Here is a 24730-nt window from a genome sequence, read left to right on the forward strand (position 1 = left end):
GGGGCTGCAGTGATGACCGGGATAGCCTTTGTCGGAACAGGTTTCGTTGCCGACTATTACATGACGACGCTTGCCAACCATCCGCAGCTCCAACTGGTTGGCGTCTGGGATCGCGACGAAACACGCCTGACGGAGTTTGCCGCCTACTGGAAGGTCAACCGTTACGCGACGCTGGACGAGGTGCTGGCGGATCCGGCGGTGGCGATCGTCGTCAACCTGACGACGCCGGAGAGCCACTATACGGTAAACCGCGCAGCGCTTCTCGCCGGCAAGCACGTCTATTGTGAAAAGCCGCTGGCCATGGGCGTCGAGGAGGCGAGTGAACTCGTAGAGTTGGCGCGAGAGCGGGCGCTGGTGCTTGGCGGCGCGCCGGCCAATGCACTCAGCGAAGCGCAGGCGCTCTGTGCCTCGCTGCTTGCGGCCGGCGCCATCGGCGCGCCGCGCCTCGTCTATGCGGAAATGGAAGACGGCCCGGTGTTTAGAGCGAACTGGCGCGAATGGCGCAGCCGTTCCGGCGCCCGCTGGCCCGGCGTGCATGAGTTCGAAGTCGGCTGCACGCTGGAGCATGCGGGCTATGCGGCAAGCTGGCTTGTTTCGCTTTTCGGACCGGTTGCCGAGGTCAGCGCCGTTTCTGCCCTGACTTTCCCGGACAAGGGACCGGGCACGGAACGCTTAAGCCTTGGCCCGGATTTCTCTGTCGGTTGCCTTTCCTTCCGCTCAGGCGTGACGGCGCGTGTGACCTGCGGGCTTGCGGCCCCGCGCGACCGTTCGCTGACTGTTATCGGCGACAAGGGCACCATCGTCGTGCGCGATCTCTGGGACAACCGCTCTCCCATTCATGTCGAAGCTTTCGGTGCCAAGCGTTCGCTGCAGCACCGCATTCTCGACTGGGTCGAGTGGAAGACCGGTCGCAAGCTGCCTGTCCGGCTCTACGCCGGAAACAAGGTGCGCTATCCGACCAGGGCCAAGGCGCCGGTCTTGCCCGCCTATCCCTCAAAGATCGATTTTGTCAGTGGCATTGCTGCTCAGGCCGATGCGATCACGCGTGGGGAGGCGCCGTTCTTTTCCGGAGCGACGGCGCGCCACCTCACCGAGATCGTGCTTGCCCTCAACAACGGCCGCCAAGGCTATCGCCCGCTCGATCTATGACGGCGGCAGGGCGCGGATCTTCTCGATGATTTCGACCGCGTGGGTGCTGCGCGACATCGGCATCAGGATATGCTCGTGCCAGCCCTCCAGGATCGCCGCACTTGCCGCTTCGATCTCGAATTGCAATCCGTTGCCGGGGAAGGGCAGATCGAAGCGCTGAAGGCCGGGCAGCGAGGTACGCCTGGCAATTCGCGTCAGTGCCTTTGCCCACAGGCCCTGGCCCTTTGGCGCGATAACCTTGCGCACCAGGCCGTTATTGCCGAGGAACAGCCGTTTCGCCTTCAGAAACGGCGCGTCGATGACGAGCGTGCCGCGGTCTCCGTCGATAATGAAGCGATTATCGCCGTCACGGTCGAAACCGCAGGAAAGATGCGCCTCGAAGCCGGTATAGGCGAGGCGCATTTCCGCCTGGAGGTCGACGCCCGTGGGTGCGCTTTGCCAGCGGCCGTCGATGGCTTGCGGGTGCCCGAACAGGTTGAGGCACACGGACAGCGGATAGATGCCGAGGTCGAGCAGCGATCCGCCACCGAGCCTGGCGTCGAAGAAGCGGCTCGTGGGATCGAACGGCTTCTCATAGGCAAGCTCGGCTTTGACATGCCGGATGCGACCCAGCGCTTCTCCATCGAGCAGGGCGCGCGCCTTTGTGATCGCCGGCAGGAAACAGGACCACATGCCCTCCATGGCGAACAGGCTTTTGGCTGCGGCCAAGGCGGCGAGCGAACGCGCGTCGTCGAACGAGGTCGCCAGCGGCTTTTCGACCAGCACGGCCTTATCAGCCGACAGGAAGACGATGGCGTGCTCCAGGTGGACGGCGTTGGGCGAGGCGACGTAGACCGCGTCGATACCCGGATCGGCGGCGAAGGCCTCGATGCTGGAATGGCTGGCGATGCCGCCGAACCGGGCGGCGAAGGCATCGGCCCTCTCCTTGCTGCGGGAATAGACAGCGGCCAACACGGCATTGCCGGTAAACTGGATGTCGGACGCGAAGCTGTTCGCGATCGCGCCGGTACCAGCGATGCCCCAACGGACCTTGTCTTGCATTAACCCGATGTCCCGGCTGTTTCGCTCGGGGCGCATCCTGACCCGGAAATCTCAAGGTCGCGTAAACATCGGCGGCAAGCTCCGAGCAACATTGACGGTCGATGTTATCAGGGCAGCGGGCCGCTTCGGCCGGGCAATGGCTTGCCCCGTCTGCCGATCTTCCAGAAAAGAATAAGCCCCGCGCGATTTCTCGTGTGGGGCTACTTCAGGGCATGATCCCTGTTGCGGACTGATTAGGTCAGGCCGAGCGGCGGACCAAGGTCTTTTCTTCCACGGCATTTGCTGCAACGCCGTAGATATCGGAGAGCGTACCCAAAATTCTCATGACGGCGTCGGACGAGCTGGAATAGTAGATCGTCTGAGCGTCGCGCCGAGTGCTGACCAGATTCTGGGCTCGCAGCTTGGACAGGTGCTGGGACAGAGCGGACTGGCTCAGCCCCACCTTATTGGCCAATGCGCCGACCGCCATCTCTTCCTTGACAAGGGAATCGAGGATGAGAAGGCGCTTAGGATTTGCCATGGCCGAGAGGAAGCCGGCTGCTATCTCGGCTTCATCGTGTTTTTCAGGCGAAAGTGGCTGCATTGCGTGCTCCATGCGAAAATTACATCACACGTAGTTATGGTTGACGAAGGACGATAATTAGTCGTGATGCATAAAAGGGCAACTACCTACTGCAAGAAATGGGGGTAGCTGGCGAGCGATTAACCGTAAAGTTCGCGCAAAAGTGGCCGTAACTCCGAACTGTCCCGCATTGGCGCAGGGAACTCGAGCCGCTTCAATTGGTCGCCTTGGGCGAGATCGAGCCCGGCAGCGTCGATTCCGACGACTTTCCAGTCGCCTGCAGCGGCATTACAGAGTTTCTCAGCGTAAAATCTGACCGCGTCGGCATGATCGGCATTCATATGTTCGATAGCGCCTGCTTCCATGGCGGCGAGCGATGCCGTCGCCGGTGATTCGATCACCAGATCCTGTGCCGTCAGCACATAGGCGCGGCCGAAGCCACCGTTAAGGCTGGCGCGTAACGGGTTCAGGCGGAAGAAGCCGAAATCGGGAAAGTCGACATAGAGCTTCGATTTCGGATGACGGCGAACGAATCGCTCGCGGATGCGCGCATGGGCTTCAGAATCGTGCGAGACCGCTTCGGCCTCGCACTGCACAGTGAGCCTGGGATGGGCGAGGGGGTCGCCCTTGCCGGGCTCTCCGGTCAGCAGCGAGGCGCGCGTGTCTGCAAGCAGCGCCTTGGTATGGGTCGACAACTTGGAGATCAGGATCACCGGCACGCCATCGACATCCATGCCGACGAGCACACGACTGACGAAGGGGAAGCCGTCGCTCTCCGGTTCGATTGCCGCAAGCGAGCCGCTGCGCGCGCCGCGCAGCAGCGTATGCGCCAGCGTGCGGGCCTCGTCATCGGTTTCGCGCAACACATTCGGTTTGTCGCTCATTCGTCAGTCCTTCCTGAATTTCAGCCCGGCTCCAGACGAAAAAGCCCGGAACGGATTCCGGGCTTTTATTGGCTTCTTGTGTGCGTTCGTCAACTTTTGCTGCGATGTCGCGTCAGGCCTTCGACGATGTTCTGCGCGTTGATCGTGCCGACGACGGAGCCGTTGTCGACGACGCCGACGCTGCCCGGCTGGCGGGACATGGCATCGAGGATGTCGACGAGCGGCGTCGTCGGCTTGGCGGTCGCCGTTACGCCGGCAATGGTCGCTCCACGCTCAACGCCGGTTTGCATCACGTCCTTGGCCGTCAGCATGCTGATCGGGTTCATATGCTGGACGAAATCGGCGACATACTGGTTCGCCGGGTTTCTGACGATGTCCTGCGGGGTTCCGCACTGGATGATGCGGCCACCTTCCATGATGGCGATGCGGTTGCCGATGCGGAACGCCTCATCGAGATCGTGGCTGACGAACACGATCGTCTTCTTCAGGCGCCGCTGGAATTCAAGCAGTTCGTCCTGAAGCCGGGTGCGGATCAGCGGATCGAGCGCCGAGAACGGCTCGTCCATCAGGAGGATCGGCGCGCCGGTCGCAAAGGCGCGGGCAAGGCCGACACGCTGCTGCATGCCGCCCGACAGCTCGTTGACCTTGCGATCTGCCCACTTCGTCAGGTTGACGAGCTCAAGCTGCTCGCCGACGCGGGCCTTGCGTTCGGCGTCCGGCATGCCGGCAAGCTCGAGACCGAAGCCGACATTGTCGGCGACGGTGCGCCAGGGCAAGAGCGCGAACTGCTGGAACACCATGGACACGGTGTGCATGCGGAAGTCGCGCAGCGACTTTGCCGTGGTGCGGTAGGGGTTGAGCGGCCCGTTTGCCGTCTTGACCTCGACCTCGCCGCGAACGACGGGCGCAAGGCCGTTGACGGCGCGAAGCAGGGTCGACTTGCCGGAGCCGGAGAGGCCCATCAAAACCAGGATCTCGCCCTCGTTGATCGCCAGCGATGCGCCGGCAACGCCGAGCACCAGACCGGTGGCGGCGCCGATTTCGTCGCGGGTCTTGCCCTGGTCGACCATCTGCAGCGCGGTTTGCGGATTGTTGCCGAAGATGATGTCGACATTTTTGAAAACGACGGCGTCGGTCATGCACCCTCTCCTTCGTCGGACGAGCGGAACAGGCGGTCGAGGATGATCGCGAGGATAACGATGCAGAGACCGGCCTCGAACCCCTTCGCGACGTTGACCGAGTTCAGCGCGCGAAGCACGGGAACGCCGAGGCCGTTGGCGCCGACGAGTGCGGCGATGACCACCATGGACAGGGAGAGCATGATCGTCTGGGTGAGGCCCGCCATGATCTGCGGCATGGCGAAGGGAAGCTCGACCTTGCGCAGCACCTGGCCGGGCGTTGCGCCGAAGGCCTGTGCCGCTTCAACCAGCGAGGGCGGCGTCGAGATGATGCCGAGGCGGGTCAGGCGGATCGGCGCCGGAATGGCGAAGATCACGGTCGCGATCAGGCCGGGCACCATGCCGAGACCGAAGAGGATCAGCGCCGGGATCAGGTAGACGAAGGTCGGGATCGTCTGCATCAGATCGAGGATCGGCCGCATGACGGCATAGACCCAGGCCCGGCGCGCGGCGGCAATGCCGAGCGGAACGCCGACGGCCATGCTGACGACGCTCGCGGCCAGCACCAGCGCCAGCGTCTCCGTCGTTTCCTTCCAGTAGCCCTGGTTGATGATCAGCAGCAGGCCGAGGCCGGTGAACAGCGTCACGCCGAGTGAGCGGCGGAACCACCACGCGAGTGCGGTGATGACCGCAAGCACGATCAGCGGGTGCGGCGTCTGCAGGATATAGAGCAGAATGCCGACGACGCCCGACAGGAAGCGAGCGAGCTGGTCGAAGAAAAGCTCGAAGTTCGTTGTCAGCCAGTCGACGAACGCTTTGGCCCAGCCGCCGATGGGGATGCGGTTTTCGGTCAGAAATTCCACAGGGGTGAATCCGTCTCGTCAGATCAAAAATATCGCGCGATGCGGTGAAAAAAGGCGGGGTCTTCCCCCGCCTTGTTGCCGGTCAGAGCCCGAGCGCGGTCTTCGCCGCGGGGAGGCCTTCGCCGCCATCCTTGGTCGTAACGCCGGCAAGCCACGGTTCGATCGCCGTCGGGTTGGCCTTCAGCCATTCCTTGGCGGCGGCGTCCGGTTCCTTGCCGTCGTTGAGGATCTTGCCCATGATCTCGTTTTCCATCTGCAGCGAGAACTTGAGGTTCGTCAGCAGCTTGCCGACATTCGGGCATTCGGTGGTATAGCCGGCACGCACGTTGGTGAAGATGGTGGCGCCGCCGAAGTTGGGGCCGAAGATATCGTCGCCGCCGGAGAGATAGGTGAGCTTGAAATTGGCGTTCATCGGATGCGGTTCCCAGCCGAGGAACACGATCGGCGCGCCGTCCTTTTCGGAGCGGGCGACCTGCGCCAGCATGCCCTGTTCGGAGGATTCGACGACTTCGAAGCCCTTTAGGCCGAAAGTGTCCTTGTCGACCATGTCGATGATCAGGCGGTTGCCGTCATTGCCCGGCTCGATGCCGTAGATCTTGCCCTCGAGCGCGTCCTTCTTGCCGGCGATGTCCTTGAAGTCCTTGATGCCGAGTTCAGCACCCTTGGCGTTGGTCGCCAGCGTGTATTTCGCGCCTTCGAGGTTAGGACCGAAGGATTCGACCGACTTGTCGTCAAGATAAGGGCGCACGTCGGCTTCCTGGGTCGGCATCCAGTTGCCGAGGAAGACGTCGATGTCCTTGTTCTTGAGCGAGGTGTAGGTGACCGGAACGGAGAGAACCTTGATATCGGTCTCGTAGCCAAGGCCATTGAGGACAGCGGAAACCGTGGCGGTGGTGGCGGTGATGTCCGTCCATCCGACGTCGGAGAAACGGACGGTGCCACAGCTTTCCGGCTCGGCTGCCGCGGCGTTTCCTGCAACGAGGGCAGCCACCGAAACGGCGCCCGCGAGCATGAATTTGAGAGAGAGTGCTTTGTTCATCGTTGTCGTTCCCCTGCCTCTATTATTGTTTTAGCCAAACACCATTGGAGTTTTAGCCAAACACCATTGGATAGCGAATTCAAGCGCTTTGATGTCGAAGGAAGTGTATTGCGTCAATACGCGGACGGGATGCACGATGCGACGCAGAATGTCGCAATGCCCACGAAATGGTCAAGTCGGGCGAAAAACTGTGGGTCGCGCAAACAGGCTCTGGCCTTCGAGGCTAAGCCTCGTCATGTACCGGCAAGACGATTTCCGGAAACGGCAGGATATGGCCAAACTCTATTTCAGCTATGCGACGATGAATGCGGGCAAGAGCACGTTGCTGTTGCAGGCATCCTACAATTATCAGGAACGCGGCATGCGCGTCGTCATGCTGATTGCGGCGTTCGATGACCGGGCAGGTACCGGACGTATTTCGTCACGCATCGGCCTCGATGCGGATGCCATTCCCTTCCATGGCGGCGACGATCTTTACGCGCTGATCGAAAAGCTCAACACCGACGGCGCCGGCAAGATTGCCTGTATCTTTGTCGATGAAGCGCAGTTCCTCGATGAGGAGCAGGTCTGGCAGCTGGCGCGCGTGGCCGACCGGATCGGCATTCCCGTCATGGCCTACGGGTTGCGCACCGATTTTCAGGGCAAGCTTTTTCCGGGCTCGATGGCGCTGCTGGCAATTGCCGACGAACTGCGCGAAGTGCGCACGATCTGCGATTGCGGGCGCAAGGCGACCATGGTCGTCCGCCTCGACGGGCAGGGCAATGTTGTTCGCGAGGGTGCCCAGGTCGAGGTCGGCGGCAACGAGAAATATGTCTCCTATTGCCGGCGCCATTGGGAAGACAAGATGCGCTGCGACCCTGCGCCTTAAACCGGATTCGATTCAAGGCGTTATGCGGCGCGTTTGGAGCGTTACAGCATCCTTTGCTTCTTCTATTGGACGCGCGGCGCCGTGGTGCGACGGCGTGGTGTCTTGATAGCTACGCGGTCGGGATGCCATGCTGGTCCCCGTTTCTCCCCGATGAGGTTCGTGATGCCGCGTCTGCTTCCGTCTCTCCTGCTCTGTCTCTGTCTCGCGGCCACGCCCGGCCATGCCGGCGGCGATGCCAAGGCGGGCGCTGCCGTCTTCCGCAAATGCGGCGCCTGCCATACGGCCACCGAGCCCAACAACCGGGTGGGGCCGAGCCTGATGGGCGTCATCGGCCGCCCAGCCGCCTCGGTCTCCGATTACAGCTATTCGGAAGCCATGAAGGCCTTCGGGTCCGAGGGGCATGTCTGGGACGAGGCGACGCTGAGCGAGTATCTGCTGAGCCCCAAAGCGATGGTGGGCGGCACCAAGATGAGCTTTGCCGGGCTGAAGAAGCCGCAGGAGATTGCCGACGTCATTGCCTATCTCAGGGATCCGTCGGCCGCCAAGTAGGCAATGCCGTCGATATCTCAAGCACTTCGACGGGACGGTTGACCAAAAAAGCCGGCGGTCGAGACTTGTTCTCTTTCGATAAACACCCTTTATATAACTGCAATCGAAGGCTGAGTAATTTGGCCCGGATGGCACCTGTTGCCTCAACCGATCCAGGGGGATGATATGGCGACTCTTCAGAATTTTGACGCGGAAATCGAGAAGACGAAAAGCGTTGTCGAGCAGATGCGCGGCAAGCTCGAGCAATCCGGCGTCGTGCTGGAGCAGTTCGCCAAGGCCGAGACCAAGCTCGGCGATGTCAATTTCGATATCGAAAACGCCCGCATCCAGGACGTGATCAGCCAGCAGAAGGTGATGGAGGCCAACATCGCCGACCTGATCATCGGGCTGGAAGATGCGACCAACATCTTCGGCTCCGAGTTCGAGAGCATGAAGAACTACACCGGCTACGAGAAGTTCATCGGCATCTTCTCCAAGCAGAAGATGCAGCGCATGCGCACCGACCGGGTGCGCAACATGTCGCTTGCCGGCAACCTCCAGGAGCTGCTGTCGAAATCCGACACTATTGTCGGCATCCTCAAGGACCAGAAGTCGATCCTCGACCAGCGCTACAAGACCTCCGAGCAAAGCCTGATCCAGGTGATCGAGCGCCGCAAGGGCACGATGTCCAATCTCGAAGCGGTGCAGAAGCGCATCGAGGAACTGAACCCGCTGCTGCTCGATATCGAGAACCGCATCGCCGCCTCGACCGAGCAGAAGGTGCGCACCGAGCTTGAAGGCGAGCGCTCGGCACTGGCGACGGAATACAACGAGAAGCAGGCGAAAGAGCAGGAACTGCTGGCCGAAAGCCAGACGCTCGAACGCTACACCTCGATGTTCCAGACCTTCGTCGATTCGCTCAACAACCAGATCGCCGCGCAGAACACGCTGATCAACAAGCTGACGATCGATACCGAACAGCGCATCGTGCTCTACAAGGCGCTGGAAGACTCGTTGAAGACGGCGGCCCAGCAGGACGTCGCCCACAAGATCAACACACTTGGAAGCCAAGTTGACACGGCAGCCGAGGAGACGATGGCCGGCATTGGAGCCGCGGCCCAGCGCCATATCGGCGACCTGCTTGAAATGCACGAGAAGAACATGCTGTCGACGCAGGATATCCAGCGCCGCAAGAAGCTGGCCGACGACGCCTTTGCCCGCCGGTTCCAGGCGGTGATGGACAAGCACAACACCGCCAACTACGTGCAGCAGTGATCGGCGCCAGGGCATGGGCATGCGCATGATCCGATCCGAGTTTGCCTCGCGGCACGCGCCATGGGGATCCGCATGAAAGTCGCCGCATCTGCCGCCGTGACGCAGTATTTCACCTCGATCCATTCGGCGCTTGCCGGGCTCGAGCTGTTTCTCGGCGACCGCAATTCGCCGCTCTATCGCAACACGGTGGTCGGCGAGGTGATCGTTCCCTATCTCGCCCGGCTGAAGGCGTCGATCGCCTGCTGGGAGAACCGCATCGGCTTCGTCGATCAGTTCAGGATCTCCCGGGCAGAGAGCGGCTTTCCGGTTTTCCAGAATGTGCTCGAACTGGAAAACGACCGCCAGGCGGCGGCGAAGCGGCTTGCGGATATTCCCTCGGCCGACGCGCTGCGCGAGGAGATGGCCGATTTCATCCTGAGGCAGAAGGCTTTTCCCGAAGCGCTGCAATCGCGCATGGCCGAGCGCCTCTATCTCGAGCAGATCGGCAAGGGCGAGATCTTCTCGCCTTTCATTCTACCGGAAACGATCCGCGTTGCCGTCAACCCGAAGACCATGCGGCCGTATTATGTGGTGAGCTGGGGCGCTTTCGACGGCACCCAGACCCTGCCGATGGTCTATATGGCGACGATCGAGGATTCCTCCGAGAAGATCGTCGAAATGCTCGTCACCGAGGACGGCAAGCTCAACCCGCAGGTCGAGATCCCGCTGCCGGTCGGCGGCCTGCTCAATCCGGAGCTTGCCAGCCGCTTCGACGATTTCGCCTCGAAGAACAGCGCCTACTCGCTGACACCGGTGACGATCGCCACCAATATGGACAAGGATTTTCCCGAACTGCATCCCAAGCAGTTGCGGCGCATCGTGCTTGGCCCGTTCTATTCGGCCGGAATCACCGAGAACAATGCCAGGATCAACGAGATCCTGTCCAAGGTGCGCAAGCCGGAAAATGCCTGGCTCCTGACCTGGACCGTGCAGGAAGTGTTTTCCAAGGCGGAACGCGCCGCAAAGCGCGGCTTCTGGTCGACGACCCCGGCGCAGGAAGAATTCCACATCGACACCGACAATCTGGAGGCCACGCGTATGGGCGTATCGTCCTACGAGAAGCATGCGCTGGTGCCGCACGACGCCTATCAGGCGCTCTATGCATCGGGCGAGGCGACTGAAGTCTTCGGCGACTACAAGGTCCATGTCATCTCCGGAAACCAGGTCGTGAGCGAGGTTTAAGCATGACACTCAATACCGGGCTGACGACGCTGCACGAGGACGAGATCGCCAAGCACCAGGCGATCGCCCAGGGGCTGGTGACCAAGCTGGTGATCCTCGAGCGGGACGAGGCCTTGGCCGGCGCGCCGCTTGCCGGCACAGGCCGACGTTTCGTCTCGACGGTTTCGACGGGCGGCCAGCGCCGCACGCGCGAGGTCGAGCTTGTTAAGACCATCCAGGCGGTGCGGCAGGGCGACCCGATGCTGTCGCCGGCGCAGCACGCCGTTCTCTACAGGACCCGCCGCGGTATCCAGGTGGCGCTGGCTGTTGCCGACGTCTTCGCACGGCAGACGAACCTCGAACAGTTGCAGGCCCGTAATACGACCGCGCCGCTCGCCGGCGAGGACGCCAACCAGTTCAAGGCGTTGCTCAACGCCTCTGCCTACATCTGCGCCTTCACGCTTGCCGCCTATCTCGGCTCGACGCTGTCGGGCGAGGGCGAGCCGGTGGACGATGCGGTCGAGCCGGACTTCCTGTTCGACACGCCGCAAGATGCCTTGAAGGGGCTGATTGCAGCACTTGACCGGAGTATTGCCGGCGCGGCCGACGATCTGGCGCTGACGGCGCGTGCGCGTGCCTTTTCGCGCGTCGCCATCGAAGGGCTGATCGCGCGCAAGGGCCGCTTTACCGGCCTGCAAAGCTTCGAGAATGTGCATATCCGTCTCGACCAGGACGACTTCACGCTCAACGGCTTCGATGTCGCGCCCGGCCAGAAGCGCAAGCCGCTGGTGATGACCTTCAAGAAGCCGGAAGAGATCATCGGCAACCACATCGCCAAGTATCAGGCGCTGAAGCTTGCCAAGATGCTGATGGCCTACGACTTCGACCGGCAGATGAACCCCTTCGTCGAGCTTGGCGGCTTCCTCTTTACCTTCATCGGCGACGGCATGCCGGGCACCGGCAAGACGATCCTGATCCAGATGCTCGCCGGCATGCTCAACGAATATTGCGAGATCGCCGGCTACGCCTTCCACTACGAGAATTTCGGCGTCGACCAGATCTCGTCCTATCAGGGCAAGTCGGGTCAGAACTGCAAGGAGTTCGTCAACAACGTCGTCAACCCGCGGGCGATCGGCTTCGGCACCATCGACGACGTCGACCAGGTTGCGGCCAAGCGCTCAGACGACCGGGCATCTGCCGGCCAGCACGAGGTGACGGCGGTGCTGATGGAAAGCTTTGCCGGCGCCTCGACGGTGGTGCGCGGCAACTGCACTTTCGGCATGTTCTCCAACTATCCGGAAAACGTCGACGATGCGCTGCGCCAGCGCGCCGGCGCCCGCTGGCTGGTCGACGGGCCGCAGACGGAAGATGACTATGTCGACATCTTCGCGCTGCTGGTCGGCAAGAATCACAAGATCCCGCTCGGCGAGCACGCGCTGTTCGAGGGGCAGGAGATCAAGCGCGCCGTGTCGCAATCCTACGAGGCGCATTCGCGACCGCAGGAGGAGGGCCTCGTTTCCGTCTGGGAGCGTTATCAGAAGGAGAAGGGCGCGCTCGCCACGCTCGCCGATGTCGGCGCCTATCTGCACATGATCAAGGAGGCCGAGCCGCGCTTTACCGGCCGGGCGATCAAGAACATCACCGACGCGGTCAAGCTCAGGGCGATGGACGTCGAATTGCCCGACGACTGGTTTAGAGATGCCGGCTCGTTCATGCACAAGGGTTACGACGAGAAGAAAGCGATGATCGAGGCGCTTCGCGGCCCGATCACCATCGAGATGGTGCTGCAGGAAATCAACCGCTACGCCGACAGCGAATTCCGCTACACCGACAAGTCGGACGATGCCGCCGTCACCGACATCATCCGCCGCGAGCGCCAGCGCGAAAAGGCGATCCGCGAGATCGAGGCGATGATACGCGACGGCCGGTGGCAGGGCTGATGGCTGCGGCAGGGCATGAAGCTCTTCCGTGCCTTTTTCGCTGTGGTCAGCCGCGGCGCGACGCCATCCCCTCTCCCCGCGCGCGGGGAGAGGGCTAGGGTGAGGGGCCGGCGTGAGGGGAGCGAACGAAAAAGAGACCGCACGTGCCCGCCTTCTGCGACGCACGGATAACGAAGCCGAAGCTCTGCTGTGGGCAGAACTCAGAGGTCGGCGGCTGAACGGCTACAAATTCGTGCGGCAATTTCCGATAGGCAGCTACTTTGCTGATTTTGCCTGTCGGGATCACCACCTCGTCGTCGAAGTGGATGGCAGTCAGCACGCGAATAGGAGTGGCGATTCAATTCGCGATATGTACATGGTCGCCAATGGATGGAGTGTCGCTCGCTTCTGGAATACGCAAATCTTCAAGGAGCGCGACGCGGTCCTGGATACGGTTGTTGCAGTTCTGGAGAAGCGGTTGACGGGGGCAGTGAGGACATTGGATTTGACGTTCATTCCAGCAGGCGAAAGCCATGATTGAGCGACGGAGATTGGCCCCTCACCCTAGCCCTCTCCCCGCATGCGGGGAGAGGGGACGCGGACGCCTGTCTGGCCCACCCAAAATCGATGGCGGTGCGCAGCGTTGCGACGGTGCCACAGTAGGGGTGCAGGCATGAAACGTCTGCTCGAAGCCGAGCTTATCTATGGACGGCTGCTCGATATCTCCGAGCCGCATTTGATCGCGCGCTACAACAAGGCGCTGCAGGGATTCGGCCTGCGTCCGACGGCATTGACACGCTTCAGCATCGACATGACCGGGTTTTCGCCGGAGATCGCCGACGAGCTTGGCGATCGCGACTATCTCGACCCCAACCGGGTCAACCGTCGCTTCATCATCATGACGCCGGATCAGGCGGAACTGCCGGTCGTGCATACGAGCTTTTCCAACACGGCGGCGTTGATGCACGAGTTCTTCAACGCCAACAGTCGCGCGATCAACGCGGTGACGATCAAGGATGCGCTCTACGGCGAGATCGAGGATTCGGTCTCCATCGTCGACGACATCGACGATCTGCTGTCGATCAACGAGGTGCGCTTTCGGGTGCTCTCGGCCGAGGATATGCTCGGCAAGGCGGCCGAACTGCGAGGCCTCGTCGACCGGCTGAAGAAGGTGCCGACAGCCTGGGCGGACGACGACATGCTGAACCGCATGGTCGAGCTGGCGAAGGTGACCGGCGACATCCGCCAGAACGCGCTGGTGCCCGATCAGCTGGTTTTCCGCCACGATGCCTTCTGGGCCAATCATTTCGGCGGTGTCTATGTCTTCCTCGACGAAAAGACGACGACGGTTATCTGCGATCCGTCGGTCCCCGGTTTTCGCCGGTCACGGCCCTGGCAGGTCAGCTATATCGCGATCGACGATCACGCTCGCATCTACGACTTTCTGGCCTCGACGAAGCGGCTGCAACTGCCGCAGACGTCCTGGGTCGAGGATTCCGGACTTTACCAGCATCGTGCCGACATGGTGGTGCGCGGCTTGATCAATGACGCCGATCCGACCACGGATCTTGCCCGGGCCGACCGCATCTGGCTGCAGACCTGGATGCACCGCAATGCCGCCCTCGTCGCGAGCGACGGGGCCTATCCCTTCCTGCAGGAAATGCTGCGCACCGTGCAGACAACCGGCAGCATCAGGATGCAGGATGTCGCGCCGGCAAACCGCTTCATGCTGGTCAGGGCCTCCCCGACGCATCCCGACCAGTGGCTGGTCAACCGATTGATCGCCCAGCTCGTTCCTCGCGATTTCGTTTCCCGCTTCGTCTTCGACAAGCAGGGATTTTATGACGCCTATGAGCGTTACAGCGAAAAGTTCAGGGAATATGTTGTGGCGACACTGACCGGCACATATCTCAAGGACAAGGCGGCCTTCCGCCACAAGCTTTACGGCCTCAGAGAGGAATAGGACATGTTTGATCCGATCGTCGCGTTTTTCCAGCGTGTCTTTACCGCGATCGGTCGCGGCATCGGCCTGGCCGTTGCCTGGCTGCTGTGGCCGTTCGTTGCGCTTGGAAACTGGTATCGCGCGCGCAGCTGGATCATCAAGGGGCCGATCGGCATCATCCTGCTCGGCCTGATCTTCTTCTACGGATACTTCATCTGGCAGACACAGGCCTGGACGAATTTCGATCCTGACTATGTCGATCGCTACAAGCTTGCCGAGCGCAAGGTGCCGGCCGGATCTCCGGTGAGCGGGCCGGGTGCGACGACGGGACAAACGACGACCGGCGCGCCGGCAACGAATCAGGCGGCGGCTGCCGCTGCTGCGCCGGCCGAAGCCACGCCCGAGGCTCTGGCCGCCGTGCAATTGCCCGCCGGAACCCAATGCCAGACCTCGGCGATCGTCGATGCCGCAGCCGACCTCATCGATTTCAACGTCAACGAGAACGCCTGGATTTCGTCGATGCTGCTCTACAAGGTCGGCTTCTTCGGTCTCGATTGGGACGACACGCCCTGGCTCGACAACAAGGCATCGTTCCAGCGCGGCATCAACCAGGCGGTTCGCCGTACCTCGGTGGAGCTGGTCGATTCGCTCGGTCGCGTTCGCGGAACGTCGGGCATCAACAACGATCTGCAGCGCGCGCGCGGCAACATCCAGTTTGACGAGGAAACCTGGTACTTCGGCCTCAATCCCTTTGGCCCGAAGACCCCGACGCCGAGCTTCTATCGCGCGGCGATGAGGGACATGCGCACCTTCAACACCTCGCTTGCCAAGTGCGAGGCCATCTTTGACGGTCGCGCCGACAACCTGGTCGAATTCCTCGACCGCATCGCCAACGATCTCGGCAACACCTCGGCGATCATTCGGGAGAGGTCGGAAAATCACAATGGCGGCTGGTTCGACACGCGTGCCGACGACCGTTTCTGGTTCGCCTACGGCCAGCTCTACGGCTATTACGGCATCCTCTCGGCCGCCGGCGCCGACTTCGAGAACATCGTCGCCCAGCGTGGCCTGACGCCGATCTGGACGGAGACGATCAAGCAACTGCGCTCGGCACTTCGCATCCAGCCGCTGATCATCTCCAACGGCGAGGAGGCCGGCTGGATCATGCCGACGCATCTGGCGACCATGGGCTTCTATATCCTGCGGGTGCGCTCCAACATCGTCGAGATGCGCGACATCCTCGCACGATAGAAATTTACGCCTGACGGCATGCGACTCCAGCTTGGAGCCGCATGCCGCAGCGATGCTGACAGCAAGCTTCATCCCATAAGGGGTGGGGTAAAAAATGTGAGCTTGGGGGGAGGGGAAAACCCATGGCGGAGGTCAAGTCCGATATCGAAATCGCGCGCGCCGCGAAGAAGAAGCCGATCCTGGAGATCGGTGCAAAGCTCGGCATTCCGCCGGAGCATCTGCTGCCCTACGGTCACGACAAGGCAAAGATCGGTGCGGAATTCATCGCCGCCCAGAAGGACCGCAAGAACGGCCATCTGATCCTGGTGACGGCGATCAATCCAACACCTGCCGGCGAAGGCAAGACGACGACGACGGTCGGTCTCGGCGACGGGCTCAACCGTATCGGCAAGAAGGCGATCGTCTGCATCCGCGAGGCGTCGCTCGGCCCCTGCTTCGGCATCAAGGGTGGGGCCGCCGGCGGTGGCTACGCACAGGTGGTGCCGATGGAGGACATGAACCTCCATTTCACCGGCGATTTCCACGCGGTTACTTCGGCGCACAATCTGCTCGCGGCGCTGCTCGACAACCATATCTACTGGGGCAACGAGCAGAACGTAGACATCCGCCGCATCGCCTGGCGCCGGGTGATGGACATGAACGACCGGGCACTGCGCAGCATCGTCGGGCCGCTCGGTGGTGTCGCGAATGGTTATCCGCGCGAAACCGGTTTCGATATCACGGTTGCCTCGGAAGTCATGGCCATCCTCTGCCTGGCAACCGACCTCAAGGATCTCGAAAAGCGCCTCGGCAACATCATCATCGGTTACCGGCGCGACAAGAGCCCGGTCTTTGCCCGCGACATCAAGGCGGATGGCGCCATGACCGTGCTTTTGAAGGATGCGATGCAGCCGAACCTGGTGCAGACGCTGGAGAACAATCCGGCCTTCGTGCATGGCGGTCCGTTTGCCAACATCGCCCATGGCTGCAACTCGGTCATCGCGACGACGACGGCGCTGAAACTTGCGGATTACGTGGTGACCGAAGCCGGTTTCGGCGCCGACCTCGGTGCGGAAAAGTTCTTCGACATCAAGTGCCGGAAGGCAGGGCTCAAACCCGATGCCGCCGTCATCGTCGCAACCGTGCGCGCCATCAAGATGAATGGCGGGGTGAAGAAGGACGATCTCGGCAAGGAGAACCTGGCGGCGCTGCACAAGGGCTGCGCCAACCTCGGCCGCCACGTCCAGAACGTCAAAAAATTCGGCGTGCCCGCGATCGTCGCCATCAATCACTTCACCTCCGACACCGAGGCCGAGGTGCAGGCAATCAAGGACTATGTTGCAACGCTCGGTGCCGAAGCCGTGCTCTGCCGCCACTGGGCCGAAGGTTCGGCCGGCATCGAGGAACTGGCGCGAAAGGTAGCCGAGCTTGCCGAAGGCGGCCACTCGCAGTTTTCGCCACTTTACCCCGACGAGATGTCGCTGTTCCACAAGATCGAGACGATCGCCAAGGACATCTACCACGCCAGCGAGGTGATCGCCGACAAGTCGGTGCGCGATCAACTGCGGACCTGGGAGGATCAGGGCTATGGCCACCTGCCGATCTGCATGGCCAAGACGCAGTATTCGTTTTCGACCGATCCGAACCTGCGTGGCGCGCCGACCGACCACACGGTGCCGGTCCGCGAAGTGCGGCTTGCCGCCGGCGCCGGCTTCATCGTCGTCATTACCGGCGAGATCATGACGATGCCGGGCCTACCGAAGGCGCCATCGTCGGAGAAGATTTATCTCAACCAGCAGGGTTATATCGAAGGTCTGTTCTAGCCGTCGACGGTTATCCACAACGCCTCAAAACGGAATCGATTTGAGGCGTTGTGGACTGACCTTAAAGCTCTACCGCGTCCTGTTTCATACGCAGCCTCAGCTGAGGCTGATGAAGTCCGCCTTGCCGACCGGAACGCCCTTGTGGCGGAGAATGTCGTAGGCGGTGGTCAGATGGAAGTAGAAGTTCGGCAACACGAACTTCAGCAGATAATCCTCGCCGCTCAGCGTCATCTTCAGCTTGGTGAAGTTCAATGTGACTTCGCGGGTTTCGCTGCCCTCGAGATCCGACGGCCGAACCGTTTCCAGGAAGGCGACGGTCTTGCCGATGCGCTCACGCAGCTCACCGAACGTTTTCTCCTCATCGGGAAAGCTGGGCACCTGAAGCGCGGTCAGCCGAGCGATGGTGCCCTTTGACGTGTCGCTGGCGCGCTGCACCTGGCCTGAGAGCGGCAGCATATCCGCGACCAGCCGGGCGTTGACCAGTTCATCGAGCGAAAGGCCCGTTTCGCCGGCATGGGCCTCTGCCTTGTCGAGCAGCTTGCCGAGGACATTGAAGCCATGAACGAAAGTGGGGACGGAGAGCCTGTACATTGTGAGCGTCATGGAGGTTTCCTCGGGCTTGGGGGACGGTGATATTCCTGGACTGCTATCTGGGAAACGGAACCTGATCCTGCAAGGCGTCGGCGCCATCTTTGATGCCGTGCGAGCCTTGCGGATTGTTCGCGGGCTGGCGATGAAAGGTGGTGGGTATTGTCTGCATCGCCGTCTCTATGTTCATGTTGTGATGGCCCGCTGACGAACGCGTCTTAAGCTCGAAATGGATATGTGTCTCCCATGACTCCACTGGACCTTGAAGCCTATCTTCACAACCATATCCCGCTTTCCGCAGCGATGCAGGTTCATGTCGACGAGGCGACGGAGGAGCATGTGCGGCTTTCTGCGCCGCTCGCTCCCAACATCAATCACCGTGAAACCGTGTTCGGCGGCAGCGCCTCGGCGCTGTCGATCCTTTCCGCCTGGTCGCTGCTGCACGTGCGCTTGAGCCGCGCCGGCGTTACGGCCCGCCTTGTGATCCAGAGCAACCGGATGGAGTATCTGAAGCCGGTTGCCGGTGCATTCTCCGCCCGGTCAACCCTGGCAGACACGGGGCAATGGCCGGGCTTCCTGCGGCTGTTTCACCGTCGGGGCAAGGCACGCATCGTCGTCGTCGCAGATCTGCTCGATGGCGGCGACCTTGCCGGGCGTTTCGAAGGCGAGTTCGTCGCCCTGGGTCATAGTGTGGACTAGCGGCAATAGCGATATTCGTTCCTGCGCTCGATCACGTCGAGATGCAGGTGCGTCTCATGCGCTGCGTCGCTGCCCGGATCGAGCACGGTCTTGAAATAGAGGCAGGCGGAAGCGGTGATTGCGCGCTGGAAGGCGCCGGTCATAGTGCCATCCTCGTCGCGAGGCTGGATCTCGATGGTCTTGCCGTCGCTGAGCGTGAGCGAAGCGATGTCGACGGCGTTGCCATGCGCATGCTCTGAGATCTTGCCCGTCGCGCCATTGTTGCGCAGGCGACAGACATAGGTGGAGGCCTGGTTCAACGTTTTCACCGTCGTACCCTTGGCAAACGCCACGTCGGCCGCCGGCAGCACTGCTTCTTTCGTCCAGCGCGCCAATGCCAGTGCGGCCTCGCAGCGCATCAATCCCTTCGGCGCCAGCTTGACGTCGGGCAACACGCTGGTGACATCGAGCGGCTTGTCGATGCCGCAGCCCTTGCCATCGTCGATCCGCTTGGCTTCGGTGAAGACGGTGCCAAATGTTTTCAGCTCCGACAGACACTTGGCGTAATCGGCTGGATTTTCGATTTCGACAGGCGGGTAGGTGACAGGGACCTCGTCCGCCTTGTCGTCCTTGCTCTTTTCCTCTCCGGCGGCGTCGCCCTTCTTCCCGTCGGCTCCCTTGTCGTCGACCTTCCCGTTTTCCGTGCCTTCCGTCGGCTTCGGTTCAGGCGTCGGCGCTTGGCTGCCCTGTTCTCCGTCTGGCGGCGGCTGGCTCTTATTTCCGTCCTCTTCCTTCACCGGCGTCTCCGGCTTCTTTTCCGGAGCGGGTATCGGTGCCTCGGCTTGTGCGTCGGTCGGTGGTTTGTTGGAGGGAAGGGGGCCGGTTTTGGGAAGGCTTGCGCCCGTGAGCAGCAATGACGACAAGAAAATCAGGGGGATATGGCAACGCATGCGTTTCCTTTCACATGTCCGCGGGGCAGGCCCCGAGGGAGAGGAACGCATGGAAGGGCATCTGGTTTCATCGGCTTGATGGCTAATACCAAGGCTCGACGATAGAAACCTATAGGATGGTCCATGGTTGGTCTCTGGCGTCGTTGCGATGCTTGCTCGATGCGTCAGCATCGCCCTGCGCACCGCGCCTAGCCAGAGACCAGCCATGGGCCATCCTATAGGTTTCTATCGTCGAGACTTGGTATGAGAGCGTTGCAGTTCGGCAACGCCCCGAACTGGGACGATCCCATAAATTGTGGGGGATGCGTTTCTATGTTGACAATAATACTCATGTTTTTTATGCGGCATAAATGAGGCGACGCAATGTCGCAACACATTCGAACCCACGCCCAGCCAGCCCCTTGAGTTCGCCGCTCAACAGCAAGCCCGGCCCATGATTTCAAAGGATTGGTCCATGCTTAACCGGCACCGTCGCCTGGCTCTTCTGGCTTGCACGACTACACTTGCTCTTTCCGCTGCCACTGGTGCTTTCGCGCAGACCGCGACGAACGAGCCAAAGGCAAACGAGCAGAAGGCCGAGGCCACCAAAAAGGGCGAGACCTTCCTTTCGCCGATCGTCGTCAAGGGCGCGCGCACGGGCGATCCCTATGCCAAGGCCGGCCCCGTCAGTGTGGTGACGACCGACCAGATCGACCTCCAGTCCGGGCTTGAAACCGACGATCTGCTGCGCGGCGTGCCCGGTACTTCGACGGCGAACAATCCGCAGAATCCGGGCGTGGCCGTCAACATTCGCGGCTTCGAAGGTTCCGGCCGCGTCAACATGATGATCGACGGCGTGCGCCAGAACTTCCGCTTCACCGGTCACGAAGCGCAAGGTCTTGCCTACTTCGATCCGGCGTTCCTGTCTGAGATCGACGTGACCCGCGGTGCCGTCAACGGCGTCGGCGGCGGCGCGCTGGCCGGTTCGGTCAACTTTAGGACTTATGACGTCGAAGACCTGATCCAGGACGGCAAGAATTATGGCGGCATCGCCTCTGCCACCTACGGCAGCAACGAGGCCGGCTGGTCGGAATCGCTGATCGGCGCCTACCGCTTCAACGACGTCTTCTCGGTGCTGGGTGGCATTAGCAAGGCGGACCCCGGCAACTATGACAATGGCGATGGCCGTCAGGTTCCCTTCACCGAGGAAGACCTGCTGTCGGGCATGTTGAAGTTCGAGGTGACGCCGGACGAGGACCATACCTTCAAGTTCAGCGGTATCACCTACGACAACGACTTCTTCGCCAACTCCTACTTCCAGAACGTGAAGAACCAGACGCTGGCTGCAAGCTACTCCTATACGCCGGATAACGAGCTTATCGATTTCCGCGCCAACGCCTACTGGAACCGGCTGAGGATGAAGTACGACGCGAACATCACCGGTGGTGGCTCTGCTGCCGGTCGCCGCATCACCGACACGGGCAAGGGTTTCGACATCTCCAACACCTCGCTGTTCGATCTCGGTGACGTCGCGGTCAAGGCCAACTATGGCGTCGAATATTTCCGTGACGACTACGATGTCATCAACAGCGCGGCGCGGCCGGCCGGTGGCGTCAACGGCAGCGGCACCAATGCCACGACCGGCGTCTTCAGCAACACGACCTTCACCTATGGCATCGCCGACCTGACGGCTGGCCTGCGATGGGACCACTACAGCCTCGATGGCTCCGGCGCCGTCTCTGCCGGCAATCCAATCGGCCTTCCGGCCGGCCCCTACACGGTCGACAAGTCCGACGGTCGTCTCAACCCGAGCGTCACGCTCGCACTCAACCCGACGGACTGGTTCCAGCCCTATGTGACCTATGCCGAGACCTCGCGCTCGCCGACGGTCAACGAGACCTTTGCCGGCGGCTCCCACCCGGGCGGCTTCCAGATGTTCTTCCCCAATCCGTTCCTCGAGCCTGAAATCTCGAAGGGCTGGGAAATCGGTGCGAATTTCACCTTCGACGGCCTGCTCGACTCCAGTGACAGCCTGCGCCTGAAGGCCAACTACTTCCACAACCGCATCGATAATTACATCACGGCTGCTTTGCGCAACGGTGGTAGCCAGGTCTTCTTCATCAACAATCCTGGCAAGTCGACCGTCCAGGGCTTCGAGCTGCAGGCGGCCTATGATGCCGGTTACGTCTTCGGCGACCTTGCCTATACGTATACCGATAGCAAGCTGCCGTCACAGATCAACGGTTTCGGTGTGCAGAGCTTTCTGCCGGACAATATCGTCAGCGCCACGCTCGGTGCCCGCTTCCTCGAAGACCAGCGCCTAACTGTCGGCACACGTTTCTACGCCGTATCGAATGCCGACGTCGGTGCGATCAACCGCACACCGCCGACCGTTCCAGGTTACGGCCTGGTCGATATGTTCGCGAACTACAAGTTCGAGAACGGCTTCGAAGTGACGGCGACGGTGACGAACCTGTTCGACAAGACCTACACTCCGTCGTCGAGCACCATTGCCGGCAGCACGATCGACACCGGCCGCGGCCGAACCTTCCTCGTCACGGCGAAGGCCAAGTTCTGAGCGATTGCAGACGCGCTCCAGTCGAAAAGGCGGTCCTTGTGGCCGCCTTTTCTTTTGCCTCTGCGACGTCGCTTTTTCCCGCTTGCGCAGGGGCGCAACCCGCGCTAACACTTTCGCCCATGACAAATGCACGCAACATTTCGATCTGGTGGTGGGCTCGCTGAGGCGGCCTTGACCAGTCATGCGTGATTGAGACATGAAGCCGCCCGGAGATTTCGAGGCGGCTTTTTCGTATTCTGGCCGCGTGGGAAAACCGGGCTTTTACGGAGCGAGACGAATGGCAACGGCAATTCTCGAAGACGGCGCGGAAAGCTATACCACCAAGGGCGGCATCGTCGTCATCCGCCGGCGGCGCGAAGCCTCCTATGCGGATGCGATTTCAAGCTATGTCGACAGGCTGGACGAGCGCCGCGGCGCGGTGTTTTCGTCCAACTACGAATATCCGGGCCGCTACACCCGCTGGGACACCGCCGTCGTCGATCCGCCGCTCGGCATCTCCTCCTTCGGCCGCTCGCTCTGGATCGAAGCTTATAACGGCCGCGGCGAAGTGCTGCTGTCGATCATCGCAGGGCATCTGAAAACCGTTGCCGACATTACACTCGTCGCCTCGACGGCGACCCGTCTCGACCTGACGATCAACGCGCCCGACCGCGTCTTCACCGAGGAAGAGCGTTCGAAGATGCCGACGGTCTTCACCGTGCTTCGGGCCGTCACCAATCTCTTCCATTCGGCCGAGGATGCGAGCCTCGGCCTCTACGGCGCCTTCGGTTACGATCTCGCCTTCCAGTTCGACGCCATCGACCTGAAGCTGAAGCGCCCGGACGACCAGCGCGACATGGTGCTGTTCCTGCCGGACGAGATTCTCGTCGTCGACCACTATGCCGCCAAAGCCTGGATCGACCGCTATGATTTCGCCAAGGACGGGCTTTCGACCGAAGGCAAGGCGGAAGAGATCGCCAGCGAACCCTTCCAGACCGTCGACAGCATTCCGCCGCATGGCGACCATCGTCCCGGCGAATATGCCGAACTCGTCGTCAAGGCGAAGGAGAGCTTCCGCCGCGGCGACCTCTTCGAAGTCGTTCCCGGCCAAAAATTCTTCGAGCGCTGCGACAGCAAGCCGTCGGAGATCTCCAACCGGTTGAAGGCGATCAACCCGTCGCCCTATTCCTTCTTCATCAACCTCGGAAACCAGGAATATCTGGTCGGCGCCTCGCCGGAAATGTTCGTGCGCGTATCCGGCCGCCGCATCGAGACCTGCCCGATTTCGGGCACGATCAAGCGCGGCGACGACCCGATCGCCGACAGCGAGCAGATCCTCAAGCTCTTGAACTCCAAGAAGGACGAATCCGAGCTGACCATGTGCTCGGACGTCGACCGCAACGACAAGAGCCGCGTCTGCGTGCCAGGCTCGGTCAAGGTCATCGGCCGCCGTCAGATCGAGATGTATTCGCGGCTGATCCACACGGTCGACCACATCGAGGGCCGCCTGCGCGACGACATGGATGCCTTCGACGGCTTCCTCAGCCATGCCTGGGCCGTGACCGTGACCGGTGCGCCGAAACTCTGGGCGATGCGCTTCATCGAAAGCCACGAGAAGAGCCCGCGCGCATGGTATGGTGGCGCCATCGGCATGGTCGGCTTCAACGGCGACATGAACACCGGCCTGACGCTCCGCACCATCCGCATCAAGGATGGCATTGCCGAGGTGAGGGCGGGCGCGACGCTGCTCTACGATTCAAACCCGGAAGAAGAAGAAGCCGAAACCGAACTGAAGGCCTCTGCCATGATCGCAGCCATTCGCGACGCGAAATCCGCCAACAGCGGCAAGGCCAGCCGCGACGTCGCTGCCGTCGGCGCGGGTGTCAACATCCTGCTCGTCGACCACGAGGACAGCTTCGTGCACACGCTGGCGAATTACTTCCGCCAGACGGGGGCGACGGTGACGACGGTGCGCACGCCGGTGGCCGAGGAGATCTTCGATCGGGTGAAGCCGGATCTCGTCGTGCTTTCGCCGGGACCCGGCAATCCGAAGGATTTCGACTGCAAGGCGACGATCAAGAAGGCGCGCGCCCGCGATCTGCCGATCTTCGGCGTCTGCCTCGGGCTGCAGGCACTTGCCGAAGCCTATGGCGGCGACCTCAGGCAATTGGCGATCCCGATGCACGGCAAGCCGTCGCGCATCCGCGTGCTGGAGCCCGGCATCGTGTTTTCCGGCCTCGGCAAGGAAGTGACCGTCGGTCGCTACCACTCGATCTTTGCCGATCCATCCAGCCTGCCGCGCGATTTCATGATCACCGCCGAAAGCGAAGACGGCACGATCATGGGCATCGAGCACACCAAGGAGCCGGTGGCCGCCGTGCAGTTCCATCCGGAATCGATCATGACGCTCGGTGGTGATGCCGGCATGCGCATGATCGAAAACGTGGTCGCGCATCTCGCCAAGCGGGCGAAGGTCAAGGCCGCTTAAGGAGCATTGGCAGACAGTCAGGCGCCGCCTCCGTAACAAGGGGCGGCGC

At 61.6% G+C, this 24730-nt stretch carries 22 protein-coding genes; 14 read left to right on the forward strand and 8 right to left on the reverse strand.

Features of this window, described 5'->3' with window-relative positions:
* The first annotated feature begins 12 nt into the window (after window positions 1-12).
* Window positions 13-1149 (forward strand): Gfo/Idh/MocA family protein, encoded by a 1137-nt coding sequence (locus AC244_RS07675; protein WP_053248172.1) that lies wholly within the window; start codon window positions 13-15, stop codon window positions 1147-1149.
* Here AC244_RS07675 and AC244_RS07680 read toward each other — a convergent pair.
* The 6 genes from AC244_RS07680 to AC244_RS07705 all read right to left on the reverse strand — a co-directional run bounded on the left by AC244_RS07680 (window position 1144) and on the right by AC244_RS07705 (window position 6656).
* Entirely contained in the window at window positions 1144-2190 is a 1047-nt protein-coding gene (locus AC244_RS07680) for a Gfo/Idh/MocA family protein (protein WP_053248173.1), read from the reverse strand. The two genes, AC244_RS07675 and AC244_RS07680, sit on opposite strands and share 6 nt — an antisense overlap.
* A 238-nt stretch (window positions 2191-2428) precedes the next feature.
* A complete protein-coding gene (locus AC244_RS07685) occupies window positions 2429-2773 on the reverse strand; it encodes an ArsR/SmtB family transcription factor (RefSeq protein ID WP_053248174.1) in 345 nt (114 codons plus the stop codon).
* 119 nt (window positions 2774-2892) lie between these two features.
* A complete protein-coding gene (locus tag AC244_RS07690; protein ID WP_053248175.1) occupies window positions 2893-3636 on the reverse strand; it encodes a HugZ family protein in 744 nt (247 codons plus the stop codon).
* Between the two features lie 89 nt (window positions 3637-3725).
* On the reverse strand, window positions 3726-4775 hold the full coding sequence (gene choV, locus AC244_RS07695; protein ID WP_053248176.1) for a choline ABC transporter ATP-binding protein: 1050 nt from the start codon (window positions 4773-4775) through the stop codon (window positions 3726-3728).
* A complete protein-coding gene (gene choW, locus AC244_RS07700) occupies window positions 4772-5617 on the reverse strand; it encodes a choline ABC transporter permease subunit (RefSeq protein ID WP_053248177.1) in 846 nt (281 codons plus the stop codon). The genes choV and choW overlap by 4 nt, the downstream gene beginning before the upstream one ends.
* Window positions 5618-5699: 82 nt before the next feature.
* Window positions 5700-6656, reverse strand: a complete 957-nt coding sequence (locus AC244_RS07705) for a choline ABC transporter substrate-binding protein (protein ID WP_053248178.1) — start codon at window positions 6654-6656, stop codon at window positions 5700-5702.
* 271 nt (window positions 6657-6927) lie between these two features.
* Here AC244_RS07705 and AC244_RS07710 point away from each other — a divergent pair, with 271 nt between their 5' ends.
* The 9 genes from AC244_RS07710 to AC244_RS07750 all read left to right on the forward strand — a co-directional run bounded on the left by AC244_RS07710 (window position 6928) and on the right by AC244_RS07750 (window position 17441).
* Window positions 6928-7524: a thymidine kinase gene (locus AC244_RS07710; protein WP_053248179.1), complete on the forward strand. Its 597-nt coding sequence runs from the start codon at window positions 6928-6930 to the stop codon at window positions 7522-7524.
* Window positions 7525-7686: 162 nt separating this feature from the next.
* Complete coding sequence (locus tag AC244_RS07715; protein ID WP_053248180.1) at window positions 7687-8073, forward strand: c-type cytochrome; 387 nt, start codon at window positions 7687-7689, stop codon at window positions 8071-8073.
* Between the two features lie 165 nt (window positions 8074-8238).
* Window positions 8239-9327, forward strand: a complete 1089-nt coding sequence (locus tag AC244_RS07720) for a hypothetical protein (RefSeq protein ID WP_053248181.1) — start codon at window positions 8239-8241, stop codon at window positions 9325-9327.
* A gap of 72 nt (window positions 9328-9399) precedes the next feature.
* A complete protein-coding gene (locus tag AC244_RS07725; RefSeq protein ID WP_053248428.1) occupies window positions 9400-10548 on the forward strand; it encodes a hypothetical protein in 1149 nt (382 codons plus the stop codon).
* Window positions 10549-10550: 2 nt separating this feature from the next.
* Window positions 10551-12467, forward strand: a complete 1917-nt coding sequence (locus AC244_RS07730) for an AAA family ATPase (protein WP_053248182.1) — start codon at window positions 10551-10553, stop codon at window positions 12465-12467.
* Window positions 12468-12579: 112 nt separating this feature from the next.
* The gene (locus AC244_RS07735) at window positions 12580-12987 is read left to right on the forward strand and encodes an endonuclease domain-containing protein (protein ID WP_053248183.1); all 408 of its coding nucleotides are present in this window, start codon (window positions 12580-12582) and stop codon (window positions 12985-12987) included.
* A gap of 132 nt (window positions 12988-13119) precedes the next feature.
* Window positions 13120-14409, forward strand: a complete 1290-nt coding sequence (locus AC244_RS07740; protein ID WP_053248184.1) for a DUF6638 family protein — start codon at window positions 13120-13122, stop codon at window positions 14407-14409.
* A gap of 3 nt (window positions 14410-14412) precedes the next feature.
* Window positions 14413-15639: a DUF2333 family protein gene (locus tag AC244_RS07745; protein ID WP_053248185.1), complete on the forward strand. Its 1227-nt coding sequence runs from the start codon at window positions 14413-14415 to the stop codon at window positions 15637-15639.
* A gap of 122 nt (window positions 15640-15761) precedes the next feature.
* On the forward strand, window positions 15762-17441 hold the full coding sequence (locus AC244_RS07750; protein WP_053248186.1) for a formate--tetrahydrofolate ligase: 1680 nt from the start codon (window positions 15762-15764) through the stop codon (window positions 17439-17441).
* A 96-nt stretch (window positions 17442-17537) separates the two neighbouring features.
* Here AC244_RS07750 and AC244_RS07755 read toward each other — a convergent pair whose 3' ends face one another.
* Window positions 17538-18044, reverse strand: a complete 507-nt coding sequence (locus AC244_RS07755; RefSeq protein WP_053248187.1) for a DUF1993 family protein — start codon at window positions 18042-18044, stop codon at window positions 17538-17540.
* Between the two features lie 231 nt (window positions 18045-18275).
* Here AC244_RS07755 and AC244_RS07765 point away from each other — a divergent pair, with 231 nt between their 5' ends.
* Window positions 18276-18728, forward strand: a complete 453-nt coding sequence (locus AC244_RS07765) for a thioesterase domain-containing protein (RefSeq protein WP_053248189.1) — start codon at window positions 18276-18278, stop codon at window positions 18726-18728.
* On the opposite strand, the gene AC244_RS07770 is transcribed toward AC244_RS07765, so the two are convergent.
* Window positions 18725-19657: an extensin family protein gene (locus AC244_RS07770; RefSeq protein ID WP_063934081.1), complete on the reverse strand. Its 933-nt coding sequence runs from the start codon at window positions 19655-19657 to the stop codon at window positions 18725-18727. The two genes, AC244_RS07765 and AC244_RS07770, sit on opposite strands and share 4 nt — an antisense overlap.
* Window positions 19658-20111: 454 nt before the next feature.
* Between AC244_RS07770 and AC244_RS07775 the strand changes: the two genes are divergently transcribed.
* The 3 genes from AC244_RS07775 to AC244_RS07780 all read left to right on the forward strand — a co-directional run bounded on the left by AC244_RS07775 (window position 20112) and on the right by AC244_RS07780 (window position 24681).
* Complete coding sequence (locus AC244_RS07775; protein WP_053248429.1) at window positions 20112-22214, forward strand: TonB-dependent receptor domain-containing protein; 2103 nt, start codon at window positions 20112-20114, stop codon at window positions 22212-22214.
* A 119-nt stretch (window positions 22215-22333) separates the two neighbouring features.
* Complete coding sequence (gene trpLE / locus AC244_RS37450) at window positions 22334-22378, forward strand: trpE operon leader peptide TrpLE (protein WP_178385073.1); 45 nt, start codon at window positions 22334-22336, stop codon at window positions 22376-22378.
* Between the two features lie 113 nt (window positions 22379-22491).
* Window positions 22492-24681: an anthranilate synthase gene (locus AC244_RS07780; protein WP_053248191.1), complete on the forward strand. Its 2190-nt coding sequence runs from the start codon at window positions 22492-22494 to the stop codon at window positions 24679-24681.
* Window positions 24682-24730: the final 49 nt, after the last annotated feature.

The sequence above is a fragment of the Ensifer adhaerens genome (genome assembly GCF_001270265.1).
Lineage (GTDB): Bacteria > Pseudomonadota > Alphaproteobacteria > Rhizobiales > Rhizobiaceae > Ensifer > Ensifer adhaerens_B.

What these genes read in the sequence shown, in the direction of transcription:
- AC244_RS07675 (WP_053248172.1), top strand. Translation starts at nt 13, where the DNA reads ATGACCGGGATAGCCTTTGTCGGAACAGGTTTCGTTGCCGACTATTAC.
- AC244_RS07680 (WP_053248173.1), bottom strand. Translation starts at nt 2,190, where the DNA reads ATGCAAGACAAGGTCCGTTGGGGCATCGCTGGTACCGGCGCGATCGCG.
- AC244_RS07685 (WP_053248174.1), bottom strand. Translation starts at nt 2,773, where the DNA reads ATGCAGCCACTTTCGCCTGAAAAACACGATGAAGCCGAGATAGCAGCC.
- AC244_RS07690 (WP_053248175.1), bottom strand. Translation starts at nt 3,636, where the DNA reads ATGAGCGACAAACCGAATGTGTTGCGCGAAACCGATGACGAGGCCCGC.
- choV (WP_053248176.1), bottom strand. Translation starts at nt 4,775, where the DNA reads ATGACCGACGCCGTCGTTTTCAAAAATGTCGACATCATCTTCGGCAAC.
- AC244_RS07705 (WP_053248178.1), bottom strand. Translation starts at nt 6,656, where the DNA reads ATGAACAAAGCACTCTCTCTCAAATTCATGCTCGCGGGCGCCGTTTCG.
- AC244_RS07710 (WP_053248179.1), top strand. Translation starts at nt 6,928, where the DNA reads ATGGCCAAACTCTATTTCAGCTATGCGACGATGAATGCGGGCAAGAGC.
- AC244_RS07715 (WP_053248180.1), top strand. Translation starts at nt 7,687, where the DNA reads ATGCCGCGTCTGCTTCCGTCTCTCCTGCTCTGTCTCTGTCTCGCGGCC.
- AC244_RS07720 (WP_053248181.1), top strand. Translation starts at nt 8,239, where the DNA reads ATGGCGACTCTTCAGAATTTTGACGCGGAAATCGAGAAGACGAAAAGC.
- AC244_RS07725 (WP_053248428.1), top strand. Translation starts at nt 9,400, where the DNA reads ATGAAAGTCGCCGCATCTGCCGCCGTGACGCAGTATTTCACCTCGATC.
- AC244_RS07730 (WP_053248182.1), top strand. Translation starts at nt 10,551, where the DNA reads ATGACACTCAATACCGGGCTGACGACGCTGCACGAGGACGAGATCGCC.
- AC244_RS07740 (WP_053248184.1), top strand. Translation starts at nt 13,120, where the DNA reads ATGAAACGTCTGCTCGAAGCCGAGCTTATCTATGGACGGCTGCTCGAT.
- AC244_RS07745 (WP_053248185.1), top strand. Translation starts at nt 14,413, where the DNA reads ATGTTTGATCCGATCGTCGCGTTTTTCCAGCGTGTCTTTACCGCGATC.
- AC244_RS07750 (WP_053248186.1), top strand. Translation starts at nt 15,762, where the DNA reads ATGGCGGAGGTCAAGTCCGATATCGAAATCGCGCGCGCCGCGAAGAAG.
- AC244_RS07755 (WP_053248187.1), bottom strand. Translation starts at nt 18,044, where the DNA reads ATGACGCTCACAATGTACAGGCTCTCCGTCCCCACTTTCGTTCATGGC.
- AC244_RS07765 (WP_053248189.1), top strand. Translation starts at nt 18,276, where the DNA reads ATGACTCCACTGGACCTTGAAGCCTATCTTCACAACCATATCCCGCTT.
- AC244_RS07770 (WP_063934081.1), bottom strand. Translation starts at nt 19,657, where the DNA reads ATGCGTTGCCATATCCCCCTGATTTTCTTGTCGTCATTGCTGCTCACG.
- AC244_RS07775 (WP_053248429.1), top strand. Translation starts at nt 20,112, where the DNA reads ATGCTTAACCGGCACCGTCGCCTGGCTCTTCTGGCTTGCACGACTACA.
- AC244_RS07780 (WP_053248191.1), top strand. Translation starts at nt 22,492, where the DNA reads ATGGCAACGGCAATTCTCGAAGACGGCGCGGAAAGCTATACCACCAAG.